The organism is Shinella sp. M31, from assembly GCF_049199205.1.
GTDB lineage: Bacteria > Pseudomonadota > Alphaproteobacteria > Rhizobiales > Rhizobiaceae > Shinella.
Genome location: NZ_JBLZPH010000138.1, coordinates 58,105 through 83,574, shown reverse-complemented (window position 1 = coordinate 83,574; position 25,470 = coordinate 58,105). Strand labels below are relative to the sequence as shown.

Here is a 25,470-nt window from a genome sequence, read left to right as displayed (position 1 = left end):
GTGTACCGCAAAAGCCGACTCGCATCGACGGTAGCCTGCACCGATCCCGCCTGATAACGGCCTAAAGGCCAGGAAGGGACGACACCATGGACGATCAGAGCGAACGGATCCGCAAAAGGGCCCACGAGATCTGGGAAGAGGAAGGCCGGCCGGAAGGCCGCGAATATTCGCACTGGCTGCGCGCCAGGGCCGATATCTACGCGGAAGACGCCGAAAAGTCGAAACGGCCGGAAAATCCTCTCGATCTCCTGGGTCTCAGCCTCGGAAGCATCCAGCCGGCTTGAATGCCGGCTGCCTCACCGGAGATCAGTTCCGGTTTGCCTGGGAAAACTGCCGGCCGGCGAGCGCCGGCAGGCGCAGCGCCAGGAAAATCCCCCGGAAGGCCAGGAAGAGATTGAGCGCCAGCCACAGGCCGTGATTGCCCAACAGCGGCACGAAGACGGCGAGCGCTGCGAGATAGCCGACGAAAGCCGCCAGCATCATGTTGCGCATGGCGTTCGACCAGGTCGCGCCAATGAAGACCCCATCCATCTGGAAGGCGAGTGCGCCGGTGATTGCCGTCAGCGCCGCCCAGGGCAGGTATTTCGCCGCCTCGCTTCGCACGCTCTCCGTGGTCGTCAGCAGGCCGACAATATCGCCGCCGAAGATCAGGAAAAGCACGGTGGTGACGACGCCAAGCCCGAGCGACCAGAGGAAGGTGAGCTTCACCGCCCTGTCGAAGGCCGGCCGGAAATTCGCACCGAAGGCGCGGCCCACCAGCTGCTCGGCCGCATTGGCGATGCCGTCGAGATAATAGCCGGCGACGAGGAAGATGTTCATGAGAACCGCATTGGCCGCGAGCGCCAGCGGCCCCATGGAGGAGCCGATACGGGTCATGATGGCGAAGGCGCCGATCAGCACGAAGGTGCGGATCATGATGTCGCGGTTGAGCGAAAACAGTGCTTTCAGCCGTGCCGGCGCGAAGATTTCCGCCCGCGAGGGCCGGTCGGCGCGATCGAAGCGCGAGACGACGATGGCAAGCCCCGCCAGCGTGCCGACCGTCTCCCCGGTGAACGTGCCCCAGGCGATGCCGGCAATGCCCCAGCCGAGCCCGAGGCCGAGCGTGATCGACAAAACGATGTTGATGCCGTTGATGATCGCCTGCAGCAGGAGCCCCGTCATGCCCTGCCCGCGCCCGAGCACGAAGCCGAGCAGCGCATAATTGGCAAGCGCCATGGGGGCGGAGAGCACGCGGATCATGAAATAGGTCGAGGCGACCTCGGCCACTTCCGGCGTCGGCGCCATCAGGAAGAGCCCTGCGGAGAGCAGGAGCGGCGAGAGCAGCATCAGCACCAGGCCAGAACAGAGCGCGATGGTGAGCGAGCGCCAATAGACCGCCTGTTCCTCGCGCCGGTCGCCGCGGCCGAAGGCCTGCGCCACCAGCCCCGTCGTCGAGGCGCGCAGGAAATTGAAGCTGCCGAGCAGGAGATCGAAGATGACGGCGGCGACGGCCATGCCGGCCAGCGCATCCGCCGAGCCGAGCCGCCCGGCCACCGCCGTATCCGTCAGGCCGAGCAGCGGCGTCGTCAGGAAGCCGAGCGTCATGGGAATGGCGATCGCCAGCACCAGCCGGTGCGTCACCTCGAAGGGACCGGACCCGTCGTTCTCGCTTACCGCCGTGGCACTCATGCAAACTCCCCTCAGACGGCTCTATTTCGCGTCCATCCGGATCGGCGTCACCGGCAGGAGACGCAGCGAGCGGACCATCGCGGCGGTCTGCGTCTTGTATTTGAGAAAATGCGGCGTGGCGAGGTGTGCCCGATAGGCCGCCTCGTCGGCATAGACTTCCAAAAGCCGCACCCTTTCCGGCGTCTCGTCAATCGAGACCGCATGCAGCATCAGCACGCCCGGCTCCAGCCGCACCGAGGCTTCGATCTCCTCGGCGAGCAACGCTTTATAGGCGTCGAGCTGCGCGGGATCGATCTCGAGATCCGCCATGCGCACGATCCTGTCGCCCATAGGCACTCCTCAGCCGGACAGCACCATTGCCCAATATGGCCGGCCGCCCGAAGCCGGATTGGAAACCACGGCGACGCCGAGGCCGCGATAGCTGGCGCCCAGCATGTTGACGAGATGCTTTGGCGAGCGATACCAGGCGTCAAAGGCTTCTACCGCACTGTCCTGCCCGACCGCGATGTTTTCCGCCGCCGGCAGCGCGACCTCCATGCCCTTCATGCGTTTCAGGAAATTCGCGCCGAAGCCGATATTGTGCTCCATCTTGCCGGCGGAGGCCATACGGCTCGCCTGATCCATGGCAGCACGTTGCGCCTGCCGGTCGATGGCGAGCGCCGGGAGGCCACGCTCGGCACGGAGCTTGTTGACGAGGCCGAGCGAGGCGGCCGTCTGGTCGCTGCCGGTGCCGGCCGAGGGCGTGAGCACGCTGGTGGTGGAACAGCCGGCGGCAAGCGCCGCGATGGCCGCCGCCGAGGCGGCAAGGAAGGTGCGACGGGTCAGCATGGTCAGCGGCGGTAACTCAGGAGACGAATGAGGATGAAGACGGGGATGACGATGACGGCGCCGAGCAACAGGTAATCACCGAGACGGCCAAGCGTCTTGAAGCCGGTGTTCCACAAATCGAGGATGAAATCGCGGGCCGCAAAGAGAATATCGTCGGGATAGAGCCCGAAGATCGACATCAGGAAGCCGACGGCCACCGACAGGATCAGGAGCTTGATGAGCACGCGCAGGGGGCTATCGCCCAGAAACCCGTTCACGCCATTCGACATCTGCTGATTCTCCAAAAATTCGTTCGACCCTGAGATAAGCGTTCGCCCGGCCCGCGGCAAGCAACGGCCGCTCACGAGAATTCGCTTGCCTTTTGCCGCCGCCCTGCCATGTAGCGGCCATCCGTTTCCAGATCCGAGCCCCCATGACGAGCCCGATGACGAGCCCGCATTTCTCCTCCGGCGATCTCATCGCCGACCGCCGCGCTGATTATGCCCGCATGTTTGCGGAATCGGGCGAGTTTGCGGAGGCGCAGGAACTCATGGAACAGGCGCTCGAACAGGTGCCGGGCTGGGCCGCCGGCTGGTTCCGGCTCGCCGAATATGCCGAGAAATCGGGCCGGAAGGAGGCAGCCGCCGCCGCCCTTGAAAAGGTTATCGCGCTCGACCCCTCCGATATTTTCGGCGCCAGCCTGAAACTCGCCGTCCTCGGGATGGCGGAGGCTCCCGCCGCCCCGCCGATGCCCTATGTCGAACGCCTGTTCGACGACTATGCCGATCGTTTCGACACCGCGCTGGTCGAACGGCTCGACTATACCGTGCCGCAGACGCTGGCGAAGCTCGTGCGCAGACAGGCCGGCGACGACGCGCATTTCGGTCTCGTCGCCGATATCGGCTGCGGCACCGGCCTGTTCGGCGTCGAGTTCCGTGCCCATGCCGGTCGCCTGGAAGGCTTCGACCTCTCCGCCGGCATGCTGGCCAAGGCCGGCGAAAAAGCCGTCTACGACCATCTCGCGCAGGCCGATCTGTCGCTGCCGGCGGAAGACAGCGGCCTCTTCGGTGATCTGCCGGAAGCCCGCGCCGATCTCGTCAGCGCCGCCGACGTGCTGATGTATCTCGGCGATCTCGGACAGGTGTTCGCGAGCGTCGCGCGGCTTGCCAAACCCGGCAGCCTCTTCGCCTTCTCCGTGGAAGATGGCGGCGATGGCGAGGCGCCCGTGCTGCGCCCCTCGCTGCGCTATGCCCACCCCGAGGCCTTCATCCGCAGGCGGATGGCCGAGAGCAGCTTCGATTTGGTGGCGCTGGAAAAGAGCGTCATCCGCCAAGATGGCGGCCAGCCGGTGCATGGCCTACTGTTCCTTGCGCGGCGCCAACCATAGGCTTCACGCAAGCGGCAACGCCCTATACAACGATAAACATCATCGGAGATCGGCCATGGACGGCGACAAGCGGCGTTTCGGCTTCTGGAATCCCACACCCACCCGCCACACGCCGCTGGAAGATGCGCAGGGCCTGTTTGCGAGCAGCATGATCGCAGCGCTGGGGCTGGCGCTGATGAGCAGCGCCGGGCTGGTGGCCAGCGGCACCGCGGGCGTCGCCTTCATCCTGCACTATCTCACGGGCATCAGCTTCGGCATCTACTATACCGTTGTGAACATCCCCTTCTACATTCTCGCACTGAAACGCCTCGGCTGGGGCTTCACCATCAAGACCGTGCTTGCGGTGACGATGACTTCCGTCATCACCGAGTTCCAGCCGCATTTCGTACGCATCGAAAGCATCGATCCGATGTGGACGGCGGTGCTGGCCGGCATTCTGCTCGGCTTTGGCCTGCTCGGGCTTTATCGCCACCGCGCCAGCCTCGGCGGCGTAGGCGTGCTGGCCGTCTATCTACAGGAACGCTTCGGCATTCGCGCCGGCCTCGTGCAGCTTGCCTTCGATCTCTTCGTGCTGATCGCCGCCTTCGCCGTCGCGGCCCCCTTCATCGTGCTCTGCTCGGTCGTCGGCGCGGTGGTGCTGAACCTCTTCCTCACCGTCAACCATCGCGCCGACCGCTATATCGCGATGTGAGCCTCAAAACGCATTCGGCCCTCCCGGATGCCGGAAGGGCCGAAGACCTGCTTGGGTCAGGCGGTGTGCATTGAATGCTTAGTCGAACTGCATGCTGCCCGGATCGGAATCGCCGTAGCGGTTGGCGCCGGGATCGGCCATCTGTTCCCTGGTCTCGTTCGGGACCTGACGCGACGTGTCATTCGACGTGATGGACGCCGTGGTGCCCATATCGAGGTTGTTGACCGCGGGGTTCATCACTTCCTTGCCGGCATTCGGGCCGGACTGGATGATGTCGGTGCGGCCGACATAGGGGTTTTCGGCGAGGGCCGCGCCGGCAGAAAACGAAAGGGCGGCCAGAGCAAGAACAATCTTCTTCATGGGAAATCTCCTATCAATTTCTCTGTCACGGGGCGGTAAACGGAGGGCCCGCAGAAAAAGTTTCATCTTTCTGCCGCAGTAACGGCCTCGTGTATGCCCTGTGAAAAGCCGGCATCGTCCTGAAAGCCTCGTGTTTCAGCGGGTCGCGGAGATTGTTGCAGGGAACGCTTTTCTTTCCGCCCGCGTGAATTAGCTTAACGCCGTGTCCGATTCTCATCTCAGCCAAGCCGCGCAGGGCCTCTCTCTGCTGCCCCCATCCTTCACCCGCTGGTTCGCGGACAAGGGCTGGCAGCCGCGCGCGCACCAGATGGAGCTGCTCGCCCGTGCTCATGCCGGGGAGAGCCTGCTCTTGATCGCCCCCACCGGCGCCGGCAAGACGCTCGCCGGCTTCCTGCCGGCGCTGACCGACCTCACCCAGCGCGGCAAGATCCCACCGGGCTCCGCCTTCACCGGCATCCACACGCTCTATATCTCGCCGCTCAAGGCGCTCGCCGTCGATATCGAGCGCAACCTGATGAAGCCGGTCTCGGACATGGGCCTGCCGATCACGGTGGAGACCCGCACCGGCGACACGCCGCAAGCCAAGCGCCAGCGCCAGCGGCTGAACCCACCGGACATCCTTTTGACGACGCCCGAGCAGGTGGCGCTGCTGATCGCCAACGGCGAGGCGCCGCGGTTCTTCAAGGACCTGAAATATATCATCTTCGACGAGCTGCACTCGCTCGTCACCTCCAAGCGCGGGCATCTGCTGTCGCTCGGTCTGGCACGCCTGCGCCATCTGGCGCCCGGCCTCAAGACCATCGGTCTCTCCGCCACCGTCGCCGAGCCGATGGACCTGCGCCGCTGGTTGGTCGCGCAGACGCCGGAGGCGGAACATCACGCCGGCCTCGTCAACGCGCCGGGCGGGGCAAAGCCCGTCATCACCATCCTCAGGAGCGAGGCGCGCGTGCCCTGGTCGGGCCATCGGGCGAAATATGCGATGCCCGAGGTCTATGAGGCGATCAAGGCGCACAAGACCGCGCTGCTCTTCGTCAACACGCGCAGCCAGGCGGAAATCCTCTTCCAGGAGCTCTGGAACATCAACGAGGACACGCTGCCGATCGCGCTGCATCACGGTTCGCTCGATGTCGGCCAGCGCCGCAAGGTGGAGCAGGCCATGGCGGAAAATCGGCTCCGCGCCGTCGTCGCCACCTCGACGCTCGATCTCGGCATCGACTGGGGCGACGTCGATCTCGTCATCCACGTCGGTGCGCCGAAGGGCGCCTCGCGGCTTGCCCAGCGCATCGGCCGCGCCAATCACCGCATGGACGAGCCGAGCCGCGCCATCCTCGTGCCGGCCAACCGTTTCGAGGTGATGGAGTGCCAGGCGGCGCTCGACGCCAACTATCTCGGCGCGCAGGACACGCCGCCGGTCGGCGACGGCGCGCTCGATGTGCTCGCCCAGCACGTTCTCGGCATGGCCTGCGCCGCGCCCTTCAACGAGGATGCGCTCTTTGCCGAAGTCACCACCGCCTCGCCCTATGCCGATCTCCCGCGTGAAAAATTCGCCCGCATCGTGCAGTTCGTCGCGACCGGCGGTTATGCGCTGAAGACCTATGAGCGCTATGCCCGCATCCGTAAGACGGCGGACGGCCTGTGGCGCGTCTCCAATCCCGGGGTCGCCCAGCAATACCGCCTCAATCTCGGCACCATCGTCGAAATGCCGATGCTGAACGTGCGCATGGTGAAACGCGGCGCCAAGGGTGCGGTCGGCCGCGGCGGGGCCTCACTCGGCAAGGTCGAGGAATATTTCCTCGAAATGCTGGCACCCGGCGATACCTTCCTGTTCTCCGGCAAGGTGCTGCGTTTCGAGGGCATCCGCGAGAACGAATGCCTCGTCAGCCAGGCCTTCTCGCTCGACCCGAAGGTGCCGGCCTATGCCGGCGGCAAGTTCCCGCTCTCCACTTATCTGGCCGATCAGGTGCGCGCCATGCTGGACGATCCTGAGCGCTGGGAGGCGCTGCCCGATCAGGTGCGCGACTGGCTCGCCTTGCAGCGCGATATCTCCTCGCTGCCGAAACGCGACGAGCTGCTGATCGAAACCTTTCCGCGTGGCAGCCGCCACTACATGGTCGCCTATCCGTTCGAAGGTCGCCTGGCCCACCAGACGCTCGGCATGCTGCTCACCCGCCGGCTGGAGCGTGCCGGCCGCCGGCCGCTCGGCTTCGTCGCGACCGACTATTCGCTGGCCATCTGGGCGCTGGACGACCTCGGCTACAGTTTTACCATCGAGCGCCCGTCAGTGGAAAATCTCTTCGACGAGGACATGCTGGGCGACGATCTGGAAGCCTGGCTCGACGAAAGCTTCATGCTGAAGCGCACGTTCCGCAATTGCGCCGTGATTGCCGGTTTGATCGAGCAGCGCCATCCGGGCAAGGAGAAGACCGGACGGCAGGTCACGGTTTCCGCCGACCTGATCTACGACGTGCTGCGCAGCCACGAGCCGGATCACATCCTCTTGGAGGCGACGCGCAACGATGCGGCGGCGGGGCTTTTGGATATTCAGCGATTGGGCGATATGCTGATGCGAATCAAAGGCCATATCGCCCATCGCCGTCTTGACCGCATCTCGCCGCTCGCCGTGCCGATCATGCTGGAAATCGGCCGGGAGACGGTGGCGGGCGAGGCGCAGGATTCGCTTCTGGCCGAAGCCGCCGAGGACCTCATCGCCGAGGCGATGGGCGAAACGAATATGTAAGGAAGACTGACGCGTGCAGAGACTGGCGCTGGCATCGATGGAGATACAGGATTTCGGAGCGGTCTGCGCGCGCACGGTCGTGGCCGGCGTCGAGGCCGTCTGCGATCCGCTCGGCGCGCTCTACCTGCCGGAAACCCGCCTGCTCGTCGTCTCGGACCTGCATCTCGAAAAGGGCGCCGCCTTTGCCCGCCGCGGCATGATGCTGCCGCCCTATGACACCCTCGCCACGCTGAAGGTGCTGGAAGCCGTCATCACCAGGCACGACCCGGCCATCGTCGTCAGCCTCGGCGACAATTTCCACGATCGCGTCGGCTCCGCCCACCTGCCGGAGATTTTCCGCACGAAGATCGCGGATCTCGCGCGCGGCCGCGAATGGATCTGGATCAACGGCAACCACGATCCCGACGGCACCGTCGACCTGCCCGGCCAGTCCGCAGACGAGCTGCACTATGCCGGCCTCGCCTTCCGCCACGAGCCGTCGCTGCGCGCGGCGGCCGGCGAGATCGCCGGGCATCTGCACCCTGCCGCCACCGTCATCCGCCGCGAAAAGGCGGTCCGCCGTCCCTGTTTCGCGACCGACGGCAAGCGCCTGCTGATGCCCGCTTTCGGCCTGATGACCGGCGGCCTCGATCTCCGCCACAAGGCTATGACCGGCCTGTTCGACCGACCGAACCTCATCGCCCACATGCTCGGCCGCGACCGCATCTATTCGGTGCGGTTTTCCAACCTGCGCGGCTAGCTTTTCACCAGCCGCAGGATCGTCGATTCGCCGCCACCCCGCGCCTCCGTCACCACGAAGACCGACCCGTCGGGCGCGACCTTGACGTCGCGAATACGTGCATCGAACGGCACGCGCTCCTCGTGCGCGACCTTGTCGCCTTCCATATGCAGCACGACGAGGCCCTTGCTGACGAGGCCGCCGATCAGGAAGGCGCCCTTCCATTCGGGAATGGCGTCGCCGGTATAATAGGCCATACCGGAGGGGCCGATGACGGGGTCCCAGTAGTAGACCGGCTGCTCGGTGCCTTCGAGCGCGGTGATGCCCTCGCCGATCGGCGCGCCGCTATAGTCGATGCCATAGGTCACCTTCGGCCAGCCGTAGTTCTTGCCCGCCTCCGGCCGGTTCAGCTCGTCGCCGCCCTTCGGTCCATGCTCGACCGTCCACAGCCGGCCCTGATCATCCAGTGTCGCGGCCTGGAGATTGCGATGGCCGAAACTCCAGATTTCCGGCTGCGCCCCCTCCGTCTTGCTGAAGGGATTGTCGGCAAATGCCTTGCCCTCGGCGTCGATGCGGAAAACCTTGCCGAAACCGCTGGCGAGATCCTGCGCGCCGACGCGGGTTTCAGGATCCGAGCGCTCGCCGACCGTCACATAAAGCTCGCCTTTCGGCCCGAAGACCAGGCGCGAGCCGAAATGTTTGTCGCCGTCATAGGTCGGCATCTGCCGGAAGATGACCTTCACCTCCTGCAGCAGAAACGTGCCGTCCTGCTCGATGAGTTTCGCGGAGGCGACCGAGGTGCCGTTTCCGCCGTCGCGCGGCTCGGAGAAGGAGAAATAGATGCGGTTCGAGCGCTCGAAATCCGGTGCCAGCGCCACGTCGAGCAAGCCGCCCTGCCCGTTTGACATGACCTCGGGCACGCCCTCGATCGGCGGGCTCGCCTGTCCGTCGTCCTGGAAGACGACATGCATGGTGCCGGCCTTCGCCGTCACCAGCATGCGGCCGTCCGGCAGGAACTCCATGGCCCAGAGATGCGGCAGGCCCTTGGCGACGACATCGACGCTAATCTCGGGCACAGCATCGGGAAGCGAAGCCCGCGTCTGGTTTTCGAAGGCCGGCTTCTGGTCGGGGGCGTTGGCCTCCTTCGTTTCCGCCGTCTTGCCCGCCTGGGCGAAGGCCGGGCCGGCAAACATCGCGGCTGCAAAAAGGGTGCCGGCAAGGAGAGTGCTGGTCATGCGCATGGTGGTTTCCCTTGTTGGAGGCGTGGCAGGTTTTCTGTCGAAACCCGCCTTAACCGCCGAAGGGGTCAGCACCATGATTTGTTTCAACACGCCTCTTCAAGAAATGGTTATCGCGCTCTGCGGCACATAGCGCGCGAGGACCGCACCGTTCGACAGCGGCTTCGCCTCGATGAGGTCGAAGTCGCGCCGCGCGCCGTCCTTGAAGAATGGCGTGCCCTTGCCGAGCTGGACCGGCACGATTGCCAGCATCACCTCGTCGACGAGGCCCGCCGTGAGCAGGGCATCGCAAAGAAAGGCGCTGCCGAAGATATAGATCGGCTTGTCGAGCGCCTGCTTGCGCCTGGAAATCTCGCCGACGATATCGGCCGTCACCGTGGTGTTGTTCCAGTCGGAAGACGCGATCGTGCGCGAGCCGACCAGCTTCGGCAGGGCATTCATATAGGTCTTCACCTCGCCCTCCTCTTCCGCCGAGGTCCAATAGGCTTTCATACCCTCATAGGTGACCCGGCCGAAGACCAGCAAACCGGCCGTCTTGCCGAAGTCGCGGCTCAGCGCTTCCAGCTCCGGCCCCCAGGCGCGGTTGTGAAAGTCGAGATCCCATTTCTTCTCGCCCTCGAAGAAACCGTCGAGCGTCACGAGATTCCAGATGATCACCTTTGCCATCGCCTTGTCCTCCCTTTTGCGGCCATGCCGCGGCTAGTTTAACCAGTTGCGATTTGCAACTGGTTGATGGATAGCGAAACCGATTGTATTATGCAAGCAGTTTTGGAGAATCGCATGAAAGACACGAACCGGTCCGGCTGCCCGATCAATCTGACGCTGGAAATTCTCGGCGACCGCTGGAGCCTTATTGTGCTGCGCGACATGATGTTCGGCAACCGCCGGCATTTCCGCGAGCTTTTGACGAAATCGGAAGAAGGTATCGCCTCCAACATCCTCGCCGACCGGCTGAAGCGCCTCGTCGCGGAAGGGCTGATCACCAGGGAGGACGATCCGAGCCACAAGCAGAAGGGCCTCTACAGCCTGACCGAGATGGGCATCGCGCTGGTGCCGGTCTTCGCCATGATGGGCGCCTGGGGCCGGCGCTTCCTGCCGGTCACGGAGGAACTGTCGATCCGCGCCGAGCTCCTGGAGGATGGCGGCCCGGCCATGTGGGCGGCCTTCATGGAAGAACTGCGCGCCATCCACACGGGCGCTCCCATGCCTGCCCGCTCCGTGTTCGGCGAGCTGCAGGCCGCCTATGAGGCAACCGTGGCGCGGCGCGCCGGCTGATCAATCCTTGCGGAAGACCACGCTGGCGAGCCAGCCGGTCAAGAGCGCGAGCGTCACCGAGAAGAGGCCGTAGATCAGCGAATTGTTATAGGCGGCGTTCGAGATCATCTGCTCGATGCCGGTCTTCATCACGCGCAGCGGCAGCGCCTTTTCCGCGATGAACACGCCATCGCGGAAGAGATGGGCGCGCACCACATGGGTGCCGTTCGGCACGCTGGCCGGCAGCTTGACGGTCGCCTTGAACAGGCTCGCGCTGATGAATTGCACGCCGCCGGGATCACGCTGATAGAAGCCGCCGCTTTCCTTCAGCCGCCGGAAGGCGTCGCGGAATTCCGTGATGTTGCTGCCGTCGCCGACATAGCCGATCGGCGACAGGCGGATATGCTGAATGCCGACGCCGACGCCGTTCAGCATGGCGGTCGGGGCGATGGTCTCCACGTCGCGCGTGCTCGACAGCGAATAGGATTCCGGCACGAGCTCGAAGGTCATCGAGCGGCGATTGACCCAGATGCCGAAGATGCGCTCCTTGACGCGCACCGTGTTGTTGTCCTTCGGTCCTTCCAGCGCCACGACGATATCGTATTTGCCCTGGGCGAGCAGCGAGGAGTCATAGCCTTCGATGGCGCCGAAGATCGTCAGGTCCGCACCGCGGAAATCCGAGGAAATGGCGATCTCGTCGGTGGAAATGCCGATCTCCAGCTTTTCCGGGAAATTGACGGGCTTGTCCTCCAGCACCTGCGCGCCGGCCGGCACGGCGAGGCCGATGAGGAGAAGGAGGGCGGCGAGCGCTCTCATCGATAGACCCCCTCACTGACGACGGAGTAGATATCGGCGGGCGTCTGCACGAGATCGACGGCGAGACGGGCGCCGACCGCGAGCACCAGCAGCGCCAAAAGCGCACGCAGCTGTTCGCCACGCAGCTTCTGGCCGACGCGCACGCCGTATTGCGCGCCGATGACGCCCGCGACCATCAGGATGAAGGCGAGCACGATGTCGACCGCGTGGTTCGCCGTCGCCTGCACGATCGTCGTGTAGGCGGTGACGAAGATGATCTGGAACAGCGAGGTGCCGACGACCACGTTGGTCGGGATGCGCAGGAGATAGATCATGGCGGGAACCATGATGAAGCCGCCGCCGACGCCCATGACCGAGGTCAGGATGCCGATGCAGAAGCCCAGGCCGACGACCGGAATGACGCTGAGATAAATCTTCGACTTCTTGAAGCGCATTTTGAGCGGCAGGCGGTGCACCCAGCTGTGCTGGCCGGGCCGGCGCAGGGAGACAGGCTGGTTCTTGGCCGAGCGGCGCAGCGCCCGGATGCTTTCGAGCAGCATCAGCGTGCCGACGGTGCCGAGCAGCGCCACATAGAGCAGCGAAATGACGAGATCGAGCTGGCCGACGCTGCGCAGCAGCGCGAAGATCCAGATGCCGACCGTCGCCCCCGCCAGACCGCCGACCAAGAGCACCGTGCCGAGCTTCACATCCAGCGTGCCGCGCCGGAAATGCGACAGCGAGCCGGAGACCGAGGAGGCGACGACCTGGTTGGCGCCGGTGGCAACGGCGACGACCGGGGGGATGTTATAGAAGATGAGCAGCGGCGTGATGAGGAAGCCGCCGCCGACACCGAACATGCCGGAAAGAAAACCGACGGCCGCGCCCATGCCGAGAATGATGAAGATATTCACCGACAGCTCTGCAATAGGCAGGTACACAGTCACAACGATACCCCGATCGGCAATGTTTCCGCTCTCGCGGAGGCCACGTCTCTGTCAGCCGCTTTCCCCGTCCTGCCCTGCCGCGGCTCCTATCGGCAGGCCGTGAATGCAGACAAGCGCCCCACCGCGAAAAGGGAACCCCCTCCATCGGCCGGTCGCGCCTCGCATCACGCAAGGATCGGTCTTCGGGCGAGCCCATGCGGCACGCCCTCCACCCCTCATCGACGAGGACGTTTCACGAACGCCTTATCATCTTGGAGAGACATGAATTTTCTACTGCATAATTCCGCAAATCGGGGCCGATTTAAGGATGAAATCGTGCATCGCACACAAAATGCCGCAACGTCTGTTGCACATCGTGATCGGCGTGCGGCGTCGTGGCGAGCGTCATGCCCGCGGGGTCTGGACACGACAACCGGAAAAGCCGCTTTTCGGGCCTCTCCGGCAAAGCGCCGATCAGCTCGGCTGCTTGTTGCGCTTCAGGAGTTCGTTGACCAGCGCGTCGTCGATCTCGCCCGTCTCGGCCTGGCCGACGGACTTCTGGAAGGACTTGATGGCGGCGACCGTCTTCTTGCCCATCTCGCCATCCGGCGTACCGGCGTTGAAGCCGTTGTTGTTGAGGATGGCCTGGATGTTGCGGATGGCCTTCTTCATGTCGACGCTGGCGGTCTTGGTCGGCTTGCCGACCCATTCGTCGGGCAGCTCGGCCGAGTTCGCCTTGTCGTCCAGCGCCTGCGGCTTCCACAGCTCGACCTTCGCCTTGGCGTCGGAGAGCTGCTCGGGACGCATGGCGTTGGCCACCTCGTCGCGCTTGGCGCCGGCATCGCGGTCGCCGTCGCGGGCGGCGATGGCGAACCACTTGTAGGACTCGACCAGATCCTGCTTCACGCCGTTGCCGCGCGCATAGAGGATGGCGAGGTTGAACTGGCTGTCACGCACGCCGAGTTCGGACGCCTTCTGGAACCATTTTGCGGCCCCTTCAAAATCCGGCTGCGCCGTGCCGCTGCCCGTGGCGAGCAGGACGGCGAGGTTGTGCATGGCGCTGGCATTGCCCTTTCCGGCCGCCGTCTCGTAGAGCTTGCGTGCCCGCTCCAGATCGCGTTCGACGCCCTGGCCCTTTTCGTAGAGATTGGCGAGGCGGTATTCGGCCGGCGCGAAACCGCGCGCCGCCGAAAGCGCGTACCAGTGCGCGGCCTGCGCGAGATCGGTCGCAACACCGCGGCCGTCCGTGTAGCGCGCGCCGATCTCGAACAGCGCGAGCGGATCGCCCTCTGTCGCAGCCTTGGAGAGCGACGGCGGCGTGATGGCCTCGGGGACGACGATGGCCGCCGTCTCGATCGTATCGACCGGCGCCTTTTCAGCGGCGGCCGAGGTGTCCGTGCCGGCAACCGGCCCGGCTTCCGGCGTCGTCACCGGCTCGAAGCCGGCGGTGTCGGCATCGCTGCCGGTCGCAGGCGCGGCCAGCAAGTCGGAGCCCGACGTCGGGGTCGCCGTCGTTTCGGCGGCAGCACTCTTGTCGTCGCCGGCCAGAACGTCATCCGCCGGGGCGGGCTCGGCCAGCGCCTTCGTGTCGGCCTTGTCTTCGGTGACGGGCGCAGCAGCCGTATTGGCCGTCACGGCTTCGCCGGAACCGGTGGTCGTTTCAGCCGGCTTGGCATCGGAATTGACGGCGGTCTGCTCGACGATGACGGGCGCATCGTCGCCGCTGATGACGGCGGTGACGAGCGGATAGGACATGATCGCCAAGAGCACGGCGCCGACGGCGAGCAAGATCGGCCGGCGGTGGCGCGACAGCGCGGAGGCGGGCTTGTCGCCGGCCTTTGCCGGCTTGTCGCCCTTCTTGGCCGGGGCGACGCGGGAGATGGCATCGGCTTCCTCGGCGGCGATCTTGGCGGCGCGGCGCGCGGCGGCGATCTGCTGGGCGGCCTTGTCGCCCTCGCCCGGAACCGTCGAGCGGGTACCCGCGATCTGGCCGGCACGCACGCGCTCCAGGATGCGGCGCACGTCCGGCACGCCCGAGCCGGGCTCCAGGAGCTGGTTTGCCTCTTCGGGCGCCAGTTCGTCGACCGGGTCGAGCGCCGGTGCCGGATCGATCTGGTGGCGCTCGACGATGGCGACGGTTTCCTTGCGGCCCGGCGCGAAGCGGCGCTTCAGGCCGGCGAGCAGGCCACCCTTCGGCTGGGCTTCGGCGGCGACGAGCGCCACAGCCTGTCCAGCCGCATCCTCGACGACCGGGCGTTCGGGAACGTCGATATGCTCGACCTCGACGTCGGCAAAGCGGCTTTCCTCGCGCGGTGCCTCGGCCTCGGCCTTGCGGGCCGCATTGCCGAAACCGTCGTCATCGAACGGATAGTCGTTGCCATGGAAGCTGGCGGCGGGCTCCTCGGCGCGGCCGAAATCCATGGCCGGCATCTCGGCGCGTGGCATTTCGGCACGCGGCTGGGCGGCCTCGCGGCGGCCGAAGGTCTCGCGCGGGGCGTCGAGCTGTTCGAGGCGGCCGGCAATCTGCACCAGCGTGTCGTGCAGGGCGTCGAAGGTGCGCGCGGTGCGCTCCTCGCTGGAGCGGGTCAGGTTTTCCAGCGCCCGCAGGTCGTCGGCCAGGCCGGCGATCGCTTCCATGTCGGCGACCGCCGCGCTGGTCGGCCCGGCATGGCGATAGGCTTCCATGACGGCTTCCGCCGCCTGGCGGGCGGCCTCGACGATATATTCGTCATTGGTCGCCATATAGTCTTCGATCGTCGCCAGACGATTTTCGACATCCGGCGAGGTTGCGGCAGTGCCGGCCGAGGGCGTGCTGATCAGCGTGGAGAGATGGGCGATCTGCGCTTCCAGGCCGCGCAGCGCCTCATGGTCGCCGGCAGGCGCGACGCGCGTGGCGTCGAGACGGTCGGCGATGGCCGACAGGCGGCCTTCGATCTGCGAGAAGCGGTCTTCCTGGAACGGGCTGCCGACGGGGGCGGTATCGAGGCCGTCGATGCGGCGGGCCAGCGCATCCAGACGCTCGGCGAGCACGTCGTTGACGCTGCCCTGGTCGAGCGCGTCGATCTTGCGCGAGATATCGGAGAGATAATAGGCGAGCTCGTCGCTTTCGCGGGCGGGCGCGGCCTGCTGGCTTTGCTCCAGCATCAGCGACAGCTGCTCGATGCGCTCTTCGAGACGCAGGGCGGCACGCTCGCTGGAAAGCTCCTCGATGCGGCTGGCCAAGGCTTCGATGCGCAGGCCGAGGCCTTGATCCGGCGCCGGCGCCGGACGGTGGGCGATCAGGTCGAGCTGGCCGGCGAGATCGGCGATGCGGCCTTCCAGGCGCTGCATCATCCCATTGTCGACCGAGGCCGACTGCTGCATGCGGCCGGCGGCGGCAATCGCCCGGCTGATCTCGTCGAGGCGCGTATCGAGGCCCTCGAACTGCGAGGCGACGGCGGAGGCGAGATGGCGGTCGTCCGGCTGCTGCGCCTGGCGGGCCAGCATGTCGATGGCGCGCGCGATCGTCTCGATCTTGCCTTCCAGCGCATGAATGGCCGGCGTCGCGCTGACCGCGCCGATCTGCGCCTTCAGCTCGTCGAGCCGGTAGGCGAGCGCCACCAGTTCGTCGTCGCGGGTCTGGTCGAAGGCGGAGAGCTTCTGCTCGACACCGGTCCAGCGGTCTTCCATGCGCCGCACGGAATCCTCGCGGGCGAGACCGTCGAGCACCGAGCGCAGCTCGTCGAACTCGACGCGCAGGCCGTCCGTCTGGCCGGCCGCCTGACCGGATTGCCGGCCGAGCTGGCCGATGCCGGCGGAAAGACGGGTCAGTTCCTCGCGCAGGTCGTCATTGTTGCCACGGCCCTCGGCCACCTGGCGGATGCCGCGAATTTCCGAACGCAGCGACTGCATCTCGCGCTCGAGGCCGTCGGCGATATCCTTCTTCAGATCCTGGCGCAGAGAGACCAGTGCCTTGGCGATGTCCTCGACCGAATTGTCCGCGCGGGCGGGCGCGGCGGAATGCTGGGCGGCATAGGCAGGCTGCTGCCCGCCATAAGCGGCGGTTTGATTGCCATAGGCGGCATGGGCCTGCTGGGCGGCGGCGTGGTGATCGCCGGAGACGGGGCGGCGTTCCAGGCGCTGGGCGACACGCTCGCGACCGCCTTCGATGGCGCGCTGGCGCTGCATGATTTCGGAAACCGGGTCCTCGCGCAGCGGGATCGTGCGCTGCTGCGGCTCGTAGCGGGCCTGCTCGCCGCGCGGCGCGTAACGCTCTTCGCCGCGGGGACGCGTGTCGCGGCCGCCGGCCATCAGACCTTCGATACGGGCTTCCAGCCCCTCGATGGTGCGATTGAGCGCGTCGAGCGAAGAGCGTTCGCCGGGACGTTGCGGGTTTCGCGATCCGTTCATCTTTCGCCTCGCTTTGGCGGCCGCCTCGGCCTGCCGGGAGATACGCTTGAAAGCGCTGCCGCCCGGCTGCGCCCTTCATTCCATTCGGCGGGATCGTCCCTGTCCGTCCCGGCCGGAGCCGGACACCACAGAGGGGAAACGAGATGATTCCCGATCCCACGCCCTCAGACGCCACAATTCATGAAACGTGGTAAACAAGGGGTTAACCGGCCCGGAAATTTTTTAACGATTTGCTCATAGAATGGCGTTCGGGAGGAAAGGCGACCGGTTACGGCACAGCAACCCGCCGCGACAGGCGCATTCGCACCGCGTCCCTGACATCCTCCATCCTGCCCGCCTTCCCGTCCGACGAAAAATTTGCCGCGCTTGCGTTTTGACGTTTACGCAAACGTCAAAGTTTTATAGTATCCCTCGCCAAGGAGCGGACTCACGTCCGCGGGATAGGTGAGGAACGCGAGCAATGCCGATCTACAAGGCCCCCGTGAATGACACGCTTTTCATCCTGAACGACGTCCTGTCGCTGGAGCGGTACAACAACCTGCCCGGCTTTGCCGACGCGACGGCCGACATGGTGGAAGCGATTACCGGCGAGGCCGCGAAGGTCGCGGAAGAGGTGCTCTTCCCCGTCAATCTCTCCGGCGACCAGGAAGGCTGCACCCGCAACGACGACGCCACGGTGAAGACGCCGAAGGGTTTCAAGGAAGCCTATGACCTCTACCGCCAGGGCGGCTGGATGGGTCTTGCCGTGCCGGAAGAATTCGGCGGCCAGGGCCTGCCCTATGTGCTGCACACCGCCGTCGGCGAATACATGTCGTCGGCCAACATGGCGCTCACCATGTATCCCGGCCTGACGCAGGGCGCGATCGCCGCGATCCTCGTGCACGGCTCCGACGAACAGAAGGCCGCCTATCTGCCGAAGATGGTCGAGGGCACTTGGACCGGCACGATGAACCTGACGGAGCCCCATTGCGGCACCGACCTCGGCCTGCTGCGCAGCAAGGCCGTGCCGCAGGCCGACGGCTCCTACAAGATTTCCGGGCAGAAGATCTTCATCTCGGCCGGCGAGCACGACATGTCGGAAAACATCGTGCACCTCGTTCTCGCCCGCATCGATGGCGCGCCCGAGGGCGTGAAGGGCATCTCGCTCTTCATCGTGCCGAAGTTCATTCTGAAGGACGACGGCACGCCGGGCGATCGCAACACGGTCACCTGCGGCGCCATCGAACACAAGATGGGCATTCACGGCAACGCCACCTGCGTCATGAACTATGACGAGGCGAAAGGCTTCCTCATCGGCGCGGAGAACAAGGGCCTCAACGCCATGTTCGTCATGATGAACGAGGCCCGCCTCGGCGTCGGCCTGCAGGGCCTGTCGATTGCCGAAGTCGCCTACCAGAACGCCGCCAACTATGCCCGCGAGCGCCTGCAGGGCCGCTCGCTCTCGGGCGTCAAGAACCCCGAGGGCAAGGCCGATCCGCTGATCGTGCATCCCGATATCCGCCGCACGCTGATGACCATCAAGGCCTGGACCGAAGGCGGCCGCGCCTTCACGCTCTGGACCGCGCTGAAATCCGATATCGCCCACCGCTCCGCCGACGAGAAGGAACGCCAGGCCGCCGACGACATTCTCGGCCTGATGACCCCTATTCTCAAGGGCGTGCTGACCGACAAGGGCTTCGACCATGCCGTCATGGCCCAGCAGGTCTTCGGCGGCCACGGCTATATAGAAGAACACGGCATGAGCCAGTATGTGCGCGATGCGCGCATCGCCATGATCTATGAGGGTGCGAACGGCATCCAGGCGCTCGACCTTGTCGGCCGCAAGCTCGGCATGAACGGCGGCCGCGCCGTCATGGCGCTCTTCAAGGAAATCGGCGATTTCTGCGAGGAGAACCGCAATGACGAAAAGCTCGCTCCGTTCACCAAGACCCTCAAGAAGGGCTTGAACGACCTGCAGGCGGCGACCATGTGGTTCATGCAGAACGCCATGGCCAAGCCCGACAATGCCGGCGCCGGCTCGACCGACTACATGCACCTCTTCGGCCTCGTCGTCATCGGCTATATGTGGGCGAAGATCGCCAAGGCGGCCGAAGCCGGCCTTGCCAACGGTGCCGGCGAGCGGGAGGATTTCCTGAAGAACAAGCTGATCACCGCAAAGTTCTTCATGGACCGCCTGATGCCCGAAACCGCGCTCCGCAAGACCCGCATCGAGGCCGGCGCCGACACGACCATGGCACTGGCGGCAGAGGCGTTTTGAACGGATTGTGAGCAGCGGGAAAAAGTTATATATTCGTATAACTTTTCACGGAGGCCAAGATGGCAGTATCGACTTTGCGCAATGTCGGCGGCTCGGTGATGATGACCGTGCCCAAGCCGGTGCTTGAGGAGCTCGGCCTTCAGGCCAATACAAAGGTCGAAGTGACCGTCGAGAACGGCCGACTGATCGCCGTTGCCCGCTCCCGCCCCAAATACACACTCGAGGAGCTGATAGCCCAGTGCGATCTTGACGCGCCGCTTTCCGACGAGGACCATGAATGGCTGAACGATCCGCCGGTCGGTCGGGAAGTCATCTGATGAACCGGGGCGAAGTCTGGCACGTCGATCTCGAGCCGGTGCAGGGCCGCGAGCAGGCCGGTGCCCGCTATGTCCTCGTGGTGACGGACGCCCTTTTCAACAAGGTCGGCATCCCGATCGTGGCCCCGATCACGTCGGGCGGAGAGTTTGCCCGGTTTCGCGGCTTCGCCGTTTCCCTTTCCGGCGCCGGGACGCGAAGCAATGGCGTCGTCTTGTGCAACCAGTTGCGCGCCGTCGATCTGAAAGCCCGTGGAGGCAAGTTCATCGAACGCGTTCCCGACTTTATCATGGATGAGGTTCTGGCGCGCGTGGCGACATTTTTCGAATGATGGTTTCGGCTGAAAGGCCATAGGGAGAAGAGAATGACCGACGTCTTCATCTATGATCATGTGCGCACCCCGCGCGGGCGCGGCAAGAAGGACGGTTCGCTGCACGAAGTGCCCTCCGTGCGCCTCGCCGCCAAGGTTCTGGAAGCGGTGCGCGACCGCAACGGGCTCGATACGACCAAGGTCGACGATATCGTCATGGGCTGCGTCGATCCGGTCATGGATGCCGGTTCCGTCATCCCCAAGGCTGCCGCCTTCGAAGCCGGCTACTCGACGAAGGCCCCCGGCATCCAGCTGTCGCGCTTCTGCGCCTCCGGCCTCGACGCCGTGAACCTCGGCGCGGCGAAGATCGCCCAGGGTGCCGACGACATCGTCATCGCCGGCGGCGTTGAATCCATGTCGCGCGTCGGGCTCGGCATGTCCGGCGGCGCCTGGTTCATGGACCCCTCGGTCAACTTCCCGGCCTATTTCATGCCGCAGGGCGTCTCGGCCGACCTGATCGCCACGAAATACGGCTTCTCCCGCGACGACGTCGATGCCTATGCCGTCGAGAGCCAGAAGCGCGCCGCGCACGCCTGGCAGAACGGCTATTTCAACAATTCCGTCGTGCCGGTGAAAGACATCAACGGCCTCACCATCCTCGCCCATGACGAGCACATGCGTCCCGGCACCGACATGCAGGCGCTCGCCCAGCTGCAACCCTCCTTCCAAATGCCCGGCGAGATGGGCGGCTTCGAGGCCGTCGCCATCCAGGCCCATCCGGAAATCGAAGGCATCAATTACGTCCACCATGCCGGCAATTCCTCCGGCATCGTCGATGGTGCCGCCGCGGTCCTGCTCGGCTCGAAGGAAGGCGGCAACATCCTCGGCAAGAAGCCGCGCGGGCGCATCAAGGCCTTCGCCAATATCGGCTCCGACCCGGCGCTGATGCTGACCGGCCCCGTCGACGTCACGGAAAAGCTTCTCGCCCGCACGGGCATGCAGCTCTCCGACATCGACCTCTTCGAGCTCAACGAGGCCTTCGCCGCCGTGGTGCTGCGCCACATGCAGGCCTTCGACATCCCGCACGACAAGATGAACGTCAACGGCGGCGCCATCGCCATGGGCCACCCGCTCGGCGCGACCGGCGCGATGATCCTCGGCACCGTGCTCGACGAGCTGGAGCGCCGCGACCTCAACGTTGCCCTCGTCACGCTCTGCATCGGCGCGGGCATGGGCACGGCCACGATCGTTGAACGGGTCTAAGGGAATTGCGCGTGAAAGCCCCTCACCCCGCCTCCGCTGCGCTCGGCGTACCCTCTCCCCAAAAGCGGGGCGAGGGGGAACGGCAACGGCGCGGCATGTCCCTTCTCCCCGTTGACGGGGAGAAGGTGCCGGCAGGCGGATGAGGGGCAGCGCCCCGCCAGATAGATTTCAGGGAAGAGGAATCCCATCATGAGCTACAAGAATTTCACCATCGAGACCGACGCCGACGGCATCGCGCTGGTCACCTGGGACATGCCCGGCAAGTCGATGAACGTCTTCACCGTGGAGGTGATGGACGAACTCGACAAGATCATCGATCAGGTCGTGACCGATAGTGCCATTAAGGGCGCCGTCATCACGTCGGGCAAGTCCTCCTTCTCTGGCGGTGCCGATCTCTCGATGATCAAGGCGAGCTTCGACCTCCTGAAGGACGCGCAAGCGGCCGATCCCGCCACCGCCGTGCAGAAGCTGTTCGACGCCACCGGCCGCATGACCTGGCTGTTCCGCAAGCTCGAAACCTGCGGCAAGCCCTGGGTTTCCGCCATCAACGGAACCTGCATGGGGGGCGCCTTCGAAATGTCGCTGGCCTGCCATGGCCGCGTCGCCTCGAATGCCAAGTCGGTCAAGATCGCCCTGCCCGAGGTCAAGGTCGGCATCTTCCCCGGCGCCGGCGGCACCCAGCGCGTGCCGCGCCTCGCCAATGCGCAGGACGCGCTGCAGATGATGACGACCGGCTCGTCGCTCACGGCCGCCCGCGCCAAGGCGATGAACCTCGTGCATCAGGTCGTCGAGCCCGACCAGCTCATCCCCGCCGCCAAGCAGATGATCAAGGACGGCCTGAAGCCCGTCCAGCCCTGGGACGAAAAGGGCTTCAAGGCCCCCGGCGGCGGTATCTGGACCCCGGCCGCGGCCCAGCTCTGGCCGGCCGCCCCTGCCATCCTGCGCCGCGAAACGTCGGGCAACTACCCGGGTGCGCTCGCCATCCTGAAATGCGTCTATGAAGGTCTTCAGGTTCCCTTCGAGACGGGCCTGAAGATCGAGCAGCGCTACTTCACGCACATCCTCCAGACGACCGAAGCCTTCTCGATGATCCGGTCGCTTTTCATCTCCATGCAGGAGCTCGGCAAGGGTGCCCGCCGCCCGGCCGGCATTCCCAAGGCTGAGTTCAAGAAGGTCGCCGTCGTCGGCGCCGGCTTCATGGGCGCCTCCATCGCCTATGTGACGGCCGCCGCGGGCATCCCGGTCGTGCTCATCGACCGCGATCAGGAAGCCGCCGACAAGGGCAAGGCGCATTCTGAGGGCCTCGTCACCGGCGCCATCGGCAAGGGCCGCATGACCAAGGAGGAGGGCGAAAAGCTGCTCTCCCTCATCACGCCGACGCCCGACTATGCGAGCCTTGCCGATGCCGACCTCGTCATCGAGGCCGTCTTCGAGGACCGCACCGTCAAGAAGGAGGTCACGGAAAAGATCGAGGCCGTGCTGCGCGAGGACGCCATCTTCGCCTCCAACACGTCCACCCTGCCGATCACGGGGCTGGCCAAGAACTCCAGGCGCCCGGAAAAATTCATCGGCATCCACTTCTTCTCGCCGGTCGACAAGATGATGCTGGTCGAAGTCATCCTGGGCAAGGAGACGGGCGACACCGCGCTCGCCACCGCGCTGGATTACGTCGCCGCCATCAAGAAGACGCCGATCGTCGTCAACGACACGCGCGGCTTCTACGTCAACCGCTGCGTCTTCCGCTACATGGCCGAAGCCTATGACATGCTGATCGAGGGCGTGCCGGCGGCGATGATCGAGAATGCCGCCAAGATGGCCGGCATGCCGGTCGGCCCGCTGTCGCTCAACGACGAGGTCGCCGTCGATCTTTCCTACAAGATCTTCAAGGCCTCCATCGCCGATCTCGGCCCGCAATCGGTCGATCCGCGCCACATGGAGCTGGTCACCAAGATGGTGGAAGGCGAAGGCCGCCTCGGCCGAAAGGCCGGCAAGGGTTTTTACGACTATCCGCCGAAGCCGGCGAAGAAGAAGCTGTGGCCCGGCCTGAAAGACATGTACCCGCAGCAGAAGCCCGACGATGTCGATATCACCGTCATCAAGCAGCGCCTCCTCGTCACCATCGCGCTGGAGGCCGCCCGCACCATGGAAGAGGGCATCGTCACCGATCCGCGCGAGGCTGACGTCGGCTCCATCCTCGGCTTCGGCTTCGCCCCCTATACCGGCGGCACGCTGTCCTACATCGACGGCATGGGCGTGAAGACCTTCGTCGCGCTCTGCGAGAAGCTCGCCGCCCAATACGGCAGCCACTTCCAGCCGACGGCGCTGCTCAAGGACATGGCCGCCAAGGGCGAGACCTTCTACAGCCGTTTTGCACCGGAAACGAAGAAGGCAGCCTGAATCCAGGCATCACAGACAGGCAAGAGGCGGCCTTCCGGCCGCCTCTTATCGTTTCCAGGCCTGCCGAAACACCGGAATACCAGGGCCGTGCGGCGAAAAACGGCCTCCTGCGCAGGAAAATCAGCTTTTGCGCGAAAATGACTGAACATTCGCGACGGGAAGTGATAGTAGGCTTCACGGATTTTTATTTTCGGCTATCAATGCGGCCCGAAGCCGCGACAGAAAGGACATCCATTGCAGGTTCTCGTCAGAGATAACAACGTCGAACAGGCGCTTCGCGTCCTGAAGAAGAAATTGCAGCGCGAAGGCGTTTTCCGCGAAATGAAGGCGCGCAGCGCTTTTGAAAAGCCGTCGGAAAAGCGGGCACGCGAGAAGGCTGAAGCCATCCGCCGCCAGCGCAAGCTTGCACGCAAGCAGATGCAGCGCGAAGGCCTGCTGCCTGCGCCTAAGAAGGCAGTGCGCCCGCGCTAAACCTTTTGCGGCCGGGCGATTGCCCGGCCTGCCCTTGCCGGTAAAACCAGGCGCACCACGCCGCCCAATGAGCGGCCCGCCGGTTCGGCCTACTTCGTCACCGTCAATTTTGCATGCATGCCGGCTTCGTAGTGGCCCTTGATGTTGCAGAGCAGCAGATAGGTGCCGGCCTTCAGCTTGGCTTTCAGCGTTCCATCCGCCCCCGGCTTCAGGTCCGAGACCTCGCCGAGGCTTTTCAGCGCCTTTTCATCCACACGATGCTTCGCGGCGATCACGGGAACCTCCGCGTTCGCCGTCTTCAGCCGGACCAGCACCATCTCGTGCGCCTCGCTGACCGCATCATTGTGCACGGCGAAGACGACATCGCCGGCCCTGACCGTCGACTGGTCGAGCGAAAGTGTCATCGGTCCCCCGCCTTCCCCGCCCTCGACCACCTTGATGGTTGTCGCGGCAAAGGCCGGGGCGCTGAGGCAGATGGCGGTAAGGGCTGCAAGCGTGGCGATGCGATATGTCATGGCGTGAACCTTTCTTCAAAGCCTGCATATTCGCTAGAGCGCATCGCTGACACTTGGCTGAACGGCGGGAAAGCAGGATCGGCAGAGACCTGTTCATCGGAAACAGCGCCGCACGTGGGGATATGAGACCTTCAGATCACCGGATGAGAGAGGCTCATCCTTAACCGATCAGGAGAGACCCCATGCGCAAGTTCATCGTTTCCGCCACCGTTGCCCTCGTCGCCGCCGTCTCGTTTGCGGCCCCCTCGCAGGCCGGCTACTACAGCTACGACTACCAGCCGACCTGCTTCATCAAGAAGATCAAGTCCTACGACTACTACGGCAATGTCGTCATCAAGCGCATCAAGGTCTGCCGCTAAGCGACCCATACTGACCTCCCCGAAGGCCCGGATGTTCCCCTGCATCCGGGTCTTTTGCCGTTTGCCGCACGGCAAACCCTCTCGGTTTATCCCCGCTTCCAGCCTCGATTTTCCCCGCCCTGCGAACCTGTCTACAATCCTCCCATCCCGCCGCGGATACACTGCCAGGCGTGGCAGCGAGGCGGGATCGGCGCGGGGTGTGGGGAAGAGACGCAAGACCTCACGCACCGGGCCTGCGGAAAATGGTCTCCCTCCGGCGACATGGGGGAAGCGACGGGGTGTCGGACCGACCCTTTCGCTTCATGCCCCAAATGGCGCGCCGGATGTGCCTGTGCGGCACGCAAGGGGGCCGGGACTGGCGGATGCGTCGGCATCGTCCGCCGGGTGGGAACAGGTCGGAAGGCGAAAGTCTTCCGTCGGGATCGCCGGCCTGTTCCCGCCCGGAAACCGACGAGTAACATCCGCCATTCCGGCCTTTGCAGAGGGACCGGAGTCGCGGGCAAAAACCGCTAAACGGGGCGCTGAAAGGTGCCACCTACATTATTTCAGTCGAGGCAGCTCTCAGCGCCCCGTCCGGAATGCTCTTTGAAACCCACGGGCGGACATCCGCCGCGTG

General features: G+C 65.0%; 24 protein-coding genes. 13 read left to right on the top strand and 11 right to left on the bottom strand.

Annotation, left to right across the window (positions count from 1 at the left end; all coding sequences use genetic code 11):
- Positions 1-86: 86 nt before the first annotated feature.
- Positions 87-284, top strand: coding sequence for a DUF2934 domain-containing protein (locus tag ACOZKU_RS22080; RefSeq protein ID WP_117367921.1), 198 nt, complete (start codon positions 87-89; stop codon positions 282-284).
- A gap of 22 nt (positions 285-306) precedes the next feature.
- On the opposite strand, the gene ACOZKU_RS22075 is transcribed toward ACOZKU_RS22080, so the two are convergent.
- Genes ACOZKU_RS22075 through ACOZKU_RS22060 form a run of 4 tightly spaced genes read right to left on the bottom strand, consistent with a single transcriptional unit; the run spans position 307 to position 2,765 of the window.
- Complete coding sequence (locus ACOZKU_RS22075) at positions 307-1,668, bottom strand: MATE family efflux transporter (RefSeq protein WP_421580691.1); 1,362 nt, start codon at positions 1,666-1,668, stop codon at positions 307-309.
- Between the two features lie 21 nt (positions 1,669-1,689).
- Positions 1,690-1,998 (bottom strand): putative quinol monooxygenase, encoded by a 309-nt coding sequence (locus ACOZKU_RS22070; RefSeq protein WP_421580690.1) that lies wholly within the window; start codon positions 1,996-1,998, stop codon positions 1,690-1,692.
- A gap of 9 nt (positions 1,999-2,007) precedes the next feature.
- Positions 2,008-2,496: a CAP domain-containing protein gene (locus ACOZKU_RS22065; RefSeq protein ID WP_421580689.1), complete on the bottom strand. Its 489-nt coding sequence runs from the start codon at positions 2,494-2,496 to the stop codon at positions 2,008-2,010.
- Positions 2,497-2,498: 2 nt separating this feature from the next.
- Entirely contained in the window at positions 2,499-2,765 is a 267-nt protein-coding gene (locus tag ACOZKU_RS22060) for a DUF6460 domain-containing protein (protein ID WP_313526697.1), read from the bottom strand.
- 155 nt (positions 2,766-2,920) lie between these two features.
- Here ACOZKU_RS22060 and ACOZKU_RS22055 point away from each other — a divergent pair, with 155 nt between their 5' ends.
- Together ACOZKU_RS22055 and ACOZKU_RS22050 are read left to right on the top strand one after the other, a co-directional pair.
- Entirely contained in the window at positions 2,921-3,862 is a 942-nt protein-coding gene (locus ACOZKU_RS22055; protein WP_421580708.1) for a methyltransferase domain-containing protein, read from the top strand.
- 55 nt (positions 3,863-3,917) lie between these two features.
- Positions 3,918-4,553 (top strand): YitT family protein, encoded by a 636-nt coding sequence (locus tag ACOZKU_RS22050; protein WP_421580688.1) that lies wholly within the window; start codon positions 3,918-3,920, stop codon positions 4,551-4,553.
- 78 nt (positions 4,554-4,631) lie between these two features.
- On the opposite strand, the gene ACOZKU_RS22045 is transcribed toward ACOZKU_RS22050, so the two are convergent.
- Positions 4,632-4,913 (bottom strand): hypothetical protein, encoded by a 282-nt coding sequence (locus ACOZKU_RS22045; protein WP_314090102.1) that lies wholly within the window; start codon positions 4,911-4,913, stop codon positions 4,632-4,634.
- A gap of 202 nt (positions 4,914-5,115) precedes the next feature.
- On the opposite strand from ACOZKU_RS22045, the gene ACOZKU_RS22040 reads away from it, so the two are divergent.
- Together ACOZKU_RS22040 and pdeM are read left to right on the top strand one after the other, a co-directional pair.
- Entirely contained in the window at positions 5,116-7,650 is a 2,535-nt protein-coding gene (locus ACOZKU_RS22040) for a ligase-associated DNA damage response DEXH box helicase (protein ID WP_421580687.1), read from the top strand.
- A gap of 13 nt (positions 7,651-7,663) precedes the next feature.
- The gene (pdeM, locus tag ACOZKU_RS22035) at positions 7,664-8,389 is read left to right on the top strand and encodes a ligase-associated DNA damage response endonuclease PdeM (RefSeq protein WP_421580686.1); all 726 of its coding nucleotides are present in this window, start codon (positions 7,664-7,666) and stop codon (positions 8,387-8,389) included.
- On the opposite strand, the gene ACOZKU_RS22030 is transcribed toward pdeM, so the two are convergent.
- Both ACOZKU_RS22030 and ACOZKU_RS22025 read right to left on the bottom strand, forming a co-directional pair.
- The gene (locus ACOZKU_RS22030) at positions 8,386-9,609 is read right to left on the bottom strand and encodes a PQQ-dependent sugar dehydrogenase (RefSeq protein WP_421580685.1); all 1,224 of its coding nucleotides are present in this window, start codon (positions 9,607-9,609) and stop codon (positions 8,386-8,388) included. The genes pdeM and ACOZKU_RS22030 overlap by 4 nt on opposite strands.
- Positions 9,610-9,705: 96 nt before the next feature.
- Positions 9,706-10,272 carry a dihydrofolate reductase family protein gene (locus ACOZKU_RS22025; protein ID WP_421580684.1) on the bottom strand — a complete coding sequence of 189 codons (567 nt, stop codon included), beginning with the start codon at positions 10,270-10,272 and terminating at the stop codon, positions 9,706-9,708.
- 114 nt (positions 10,273-10,386) lie between these two features.
- Between ACOZKU_RS22025 and ACOZKU_RS22020 the strand changes: the two genes are divergently transcribed.
- On the top strand, positions 10,387-10,881 hold the full coding sequence (locus tag ACOZKU_RS22020; RefSeq protein ID WP_314090117.1) for a helix-turn-helix domain-containing protein: 495 nt from the start codon (positions 10,387-10,389) through the stop codon (positions 10,879-10,881).
- Here the strand turns inward: ACOZKU_RS22020 and ACOZKU_RS22015 are convergent, their stop codons facing one another.
- The 3 genes from ACOZKU_RS22015 to ACOZKU_RS22005 form a co-directional block, all read right to left on the bottom strand.
- On the bottom strand, positions 10,882-11,676 hold the full coding sequence (locus tag ACOZKU_RS22015; protein WP_421580683.1) for a TIGR02186 family protein: 795 nt from the start codon (positions 11,674-11,676) through the stop codon (positions 10,882-10,884).
- Positions 11,673-12,599 carry a sulfite exporter TauE/SafE family protein gene (locus ACOZKU_RS22010; RefSeq protein ID WP_313526675.1) on the bottom strand — a complete coding sequence of 309 codons (927 nt, stop codon included), beginning with the start codon at positions 12,597-12,599 and terminating at the stop codon, positions 11,673-11,675. Before ACOZKU_RS22010 ends, ACOZKU_RS22015 begins: the two co-directional genes overlap by 4 nt.
- A gap of 453 nt (positions 12,600-13,052) precedes the next feature.
- The gene (locus tag ACOZKU_RS22005) at positions 13,053-16,967 is read right to left on the bottom strand and encodes a peptidoglycan-binding protein (protein WP_421580682.1); all 3,915 of its coding nucleotides are present in this window, start codon (positions 16,965-16,967) and stop codon (positions 13,053-13,055) included.
- Positions 16,968-17,427: 460 nt separating this feature from the next.
- On the opposite strand from ACOZKU_RS22005, the gene ACOZKU_RS22000 reads away from it, so the two are divergent.
- The 6 genes from ACOZKU_RS22000 (at position 17,428) to rpsU (ending at position 23,980) form a co-directional block, all read left to right on the top strand.
- Positions 17,428-19,224 (top strand): acyl-CoA dehydrogenase C-terminal domain-containing protein, encoded by a 1,797-nt coding sequence (locus ACOZKU_RS22000; protein WP_421580681.1) that lies wholly within the window; start codon positions 17,428-17,430, stop codon positions 19,222-19,224.
- Between the two features lie 59 nt (positions 19,225-19,283).
- Entirely contained in the window at positions 19,284-19,541 is a 258-nt protein-coding gene (locus ACOZKU_RS21995; RefSeq protein ID WP_314090128.1) for an AbrB/MazE/SpoVT family DNA-binding domain-containing protein, read from the top strand.
- Positions 19,541-19,870 carry a type II toxin-antitoxin system PemK/MazF family toxin gene (locus tag ACOZKU_RS21990; RefSeq protein ID WP_314090130.1) on the top strand — a complete coding sequence of 110 codons (330 nt, stop codon included), beginning with the start codon at positions 19,541-19,543 and terminating at the stop codon, positions 19,868-19,870. Before ACOZKU_RS21995 ends, ACOZKU_RS21990 begins: the two co-directional genes overlap by 1 nt.
- A 33-nt stretch (positions 19,871-19,903) precedes the next feature.
- Positions 19,904-21,112, top strand: a complete 1,209-nt coding sequence (locus ACOZKU_RS21985; protein ID WP_421580680.1) for an acetyl-CoA C-acetyltransferase — start codon at positions 19,904-19,906, stop codon at positions 21,110-21,112.
- A 189-nt stretch (positions 21,113-21,301) separates the two neighbouring features.
- Positions 21,302-23,509, top strand: coding sequence for an FAD-dependent oxidoreductase (locus ACOZKU_RS21980; protein WP_421580679.1), 2,208 nt, complete (start codon positions 21,302-21,304; stop codon positions 23,507-23,509).
- Positions 23,510-23,743: 234 nt separating this feature from the next.
- Positions 23,744-23,980 carry a 30S ribosomal protein S21 gene (gene rpsU, locus ACOZKU_RS21975; RefSeq protein WP_314090132.1) on the top strand — a complete coding sequence of 79 codons (237 nt, stop codon included), beginning with the start codon at positions 23,744-23,746 and terminating at the stop codon, positions 23,978-23,980.
- Between the two features lie 89 nt (positions 23,981-24,069).
- Here rpsU and ACOZKU_RS21970 read toward each other — a convergent pair whose 3' ends face one another.
- Positions 24,070-24,495 (bottom strand): sulfocyanin-like copper-binding protein, encoded by a 426-nt coding sequence (locus tag ACOZKU_RS21970; RefSeq protein WP_421580678.1) that lies wholly within the window; start codon positions 24,493-24,495, stop codon positions 24,070-24,072.
- Positions 24,496-24,677: 182 nt separating this feature from the next.
- On the opposite strand from ACOZKU_RS21970, the gene ACOZKU_RS21965 reads away from it, so the two are divergent.
- Complete coding sequence (locus tag ACOZKU_RS21965) at positions 24,678-24,854, top strand: hypothetical protein (protein ID WP_244760111.1); 177 nt, start codon at positions 24,678-24,680, stop codon at positions 24,852-24,854.
- Positions 24,855-25,470 lie beyond the last annotated feature (616 nt).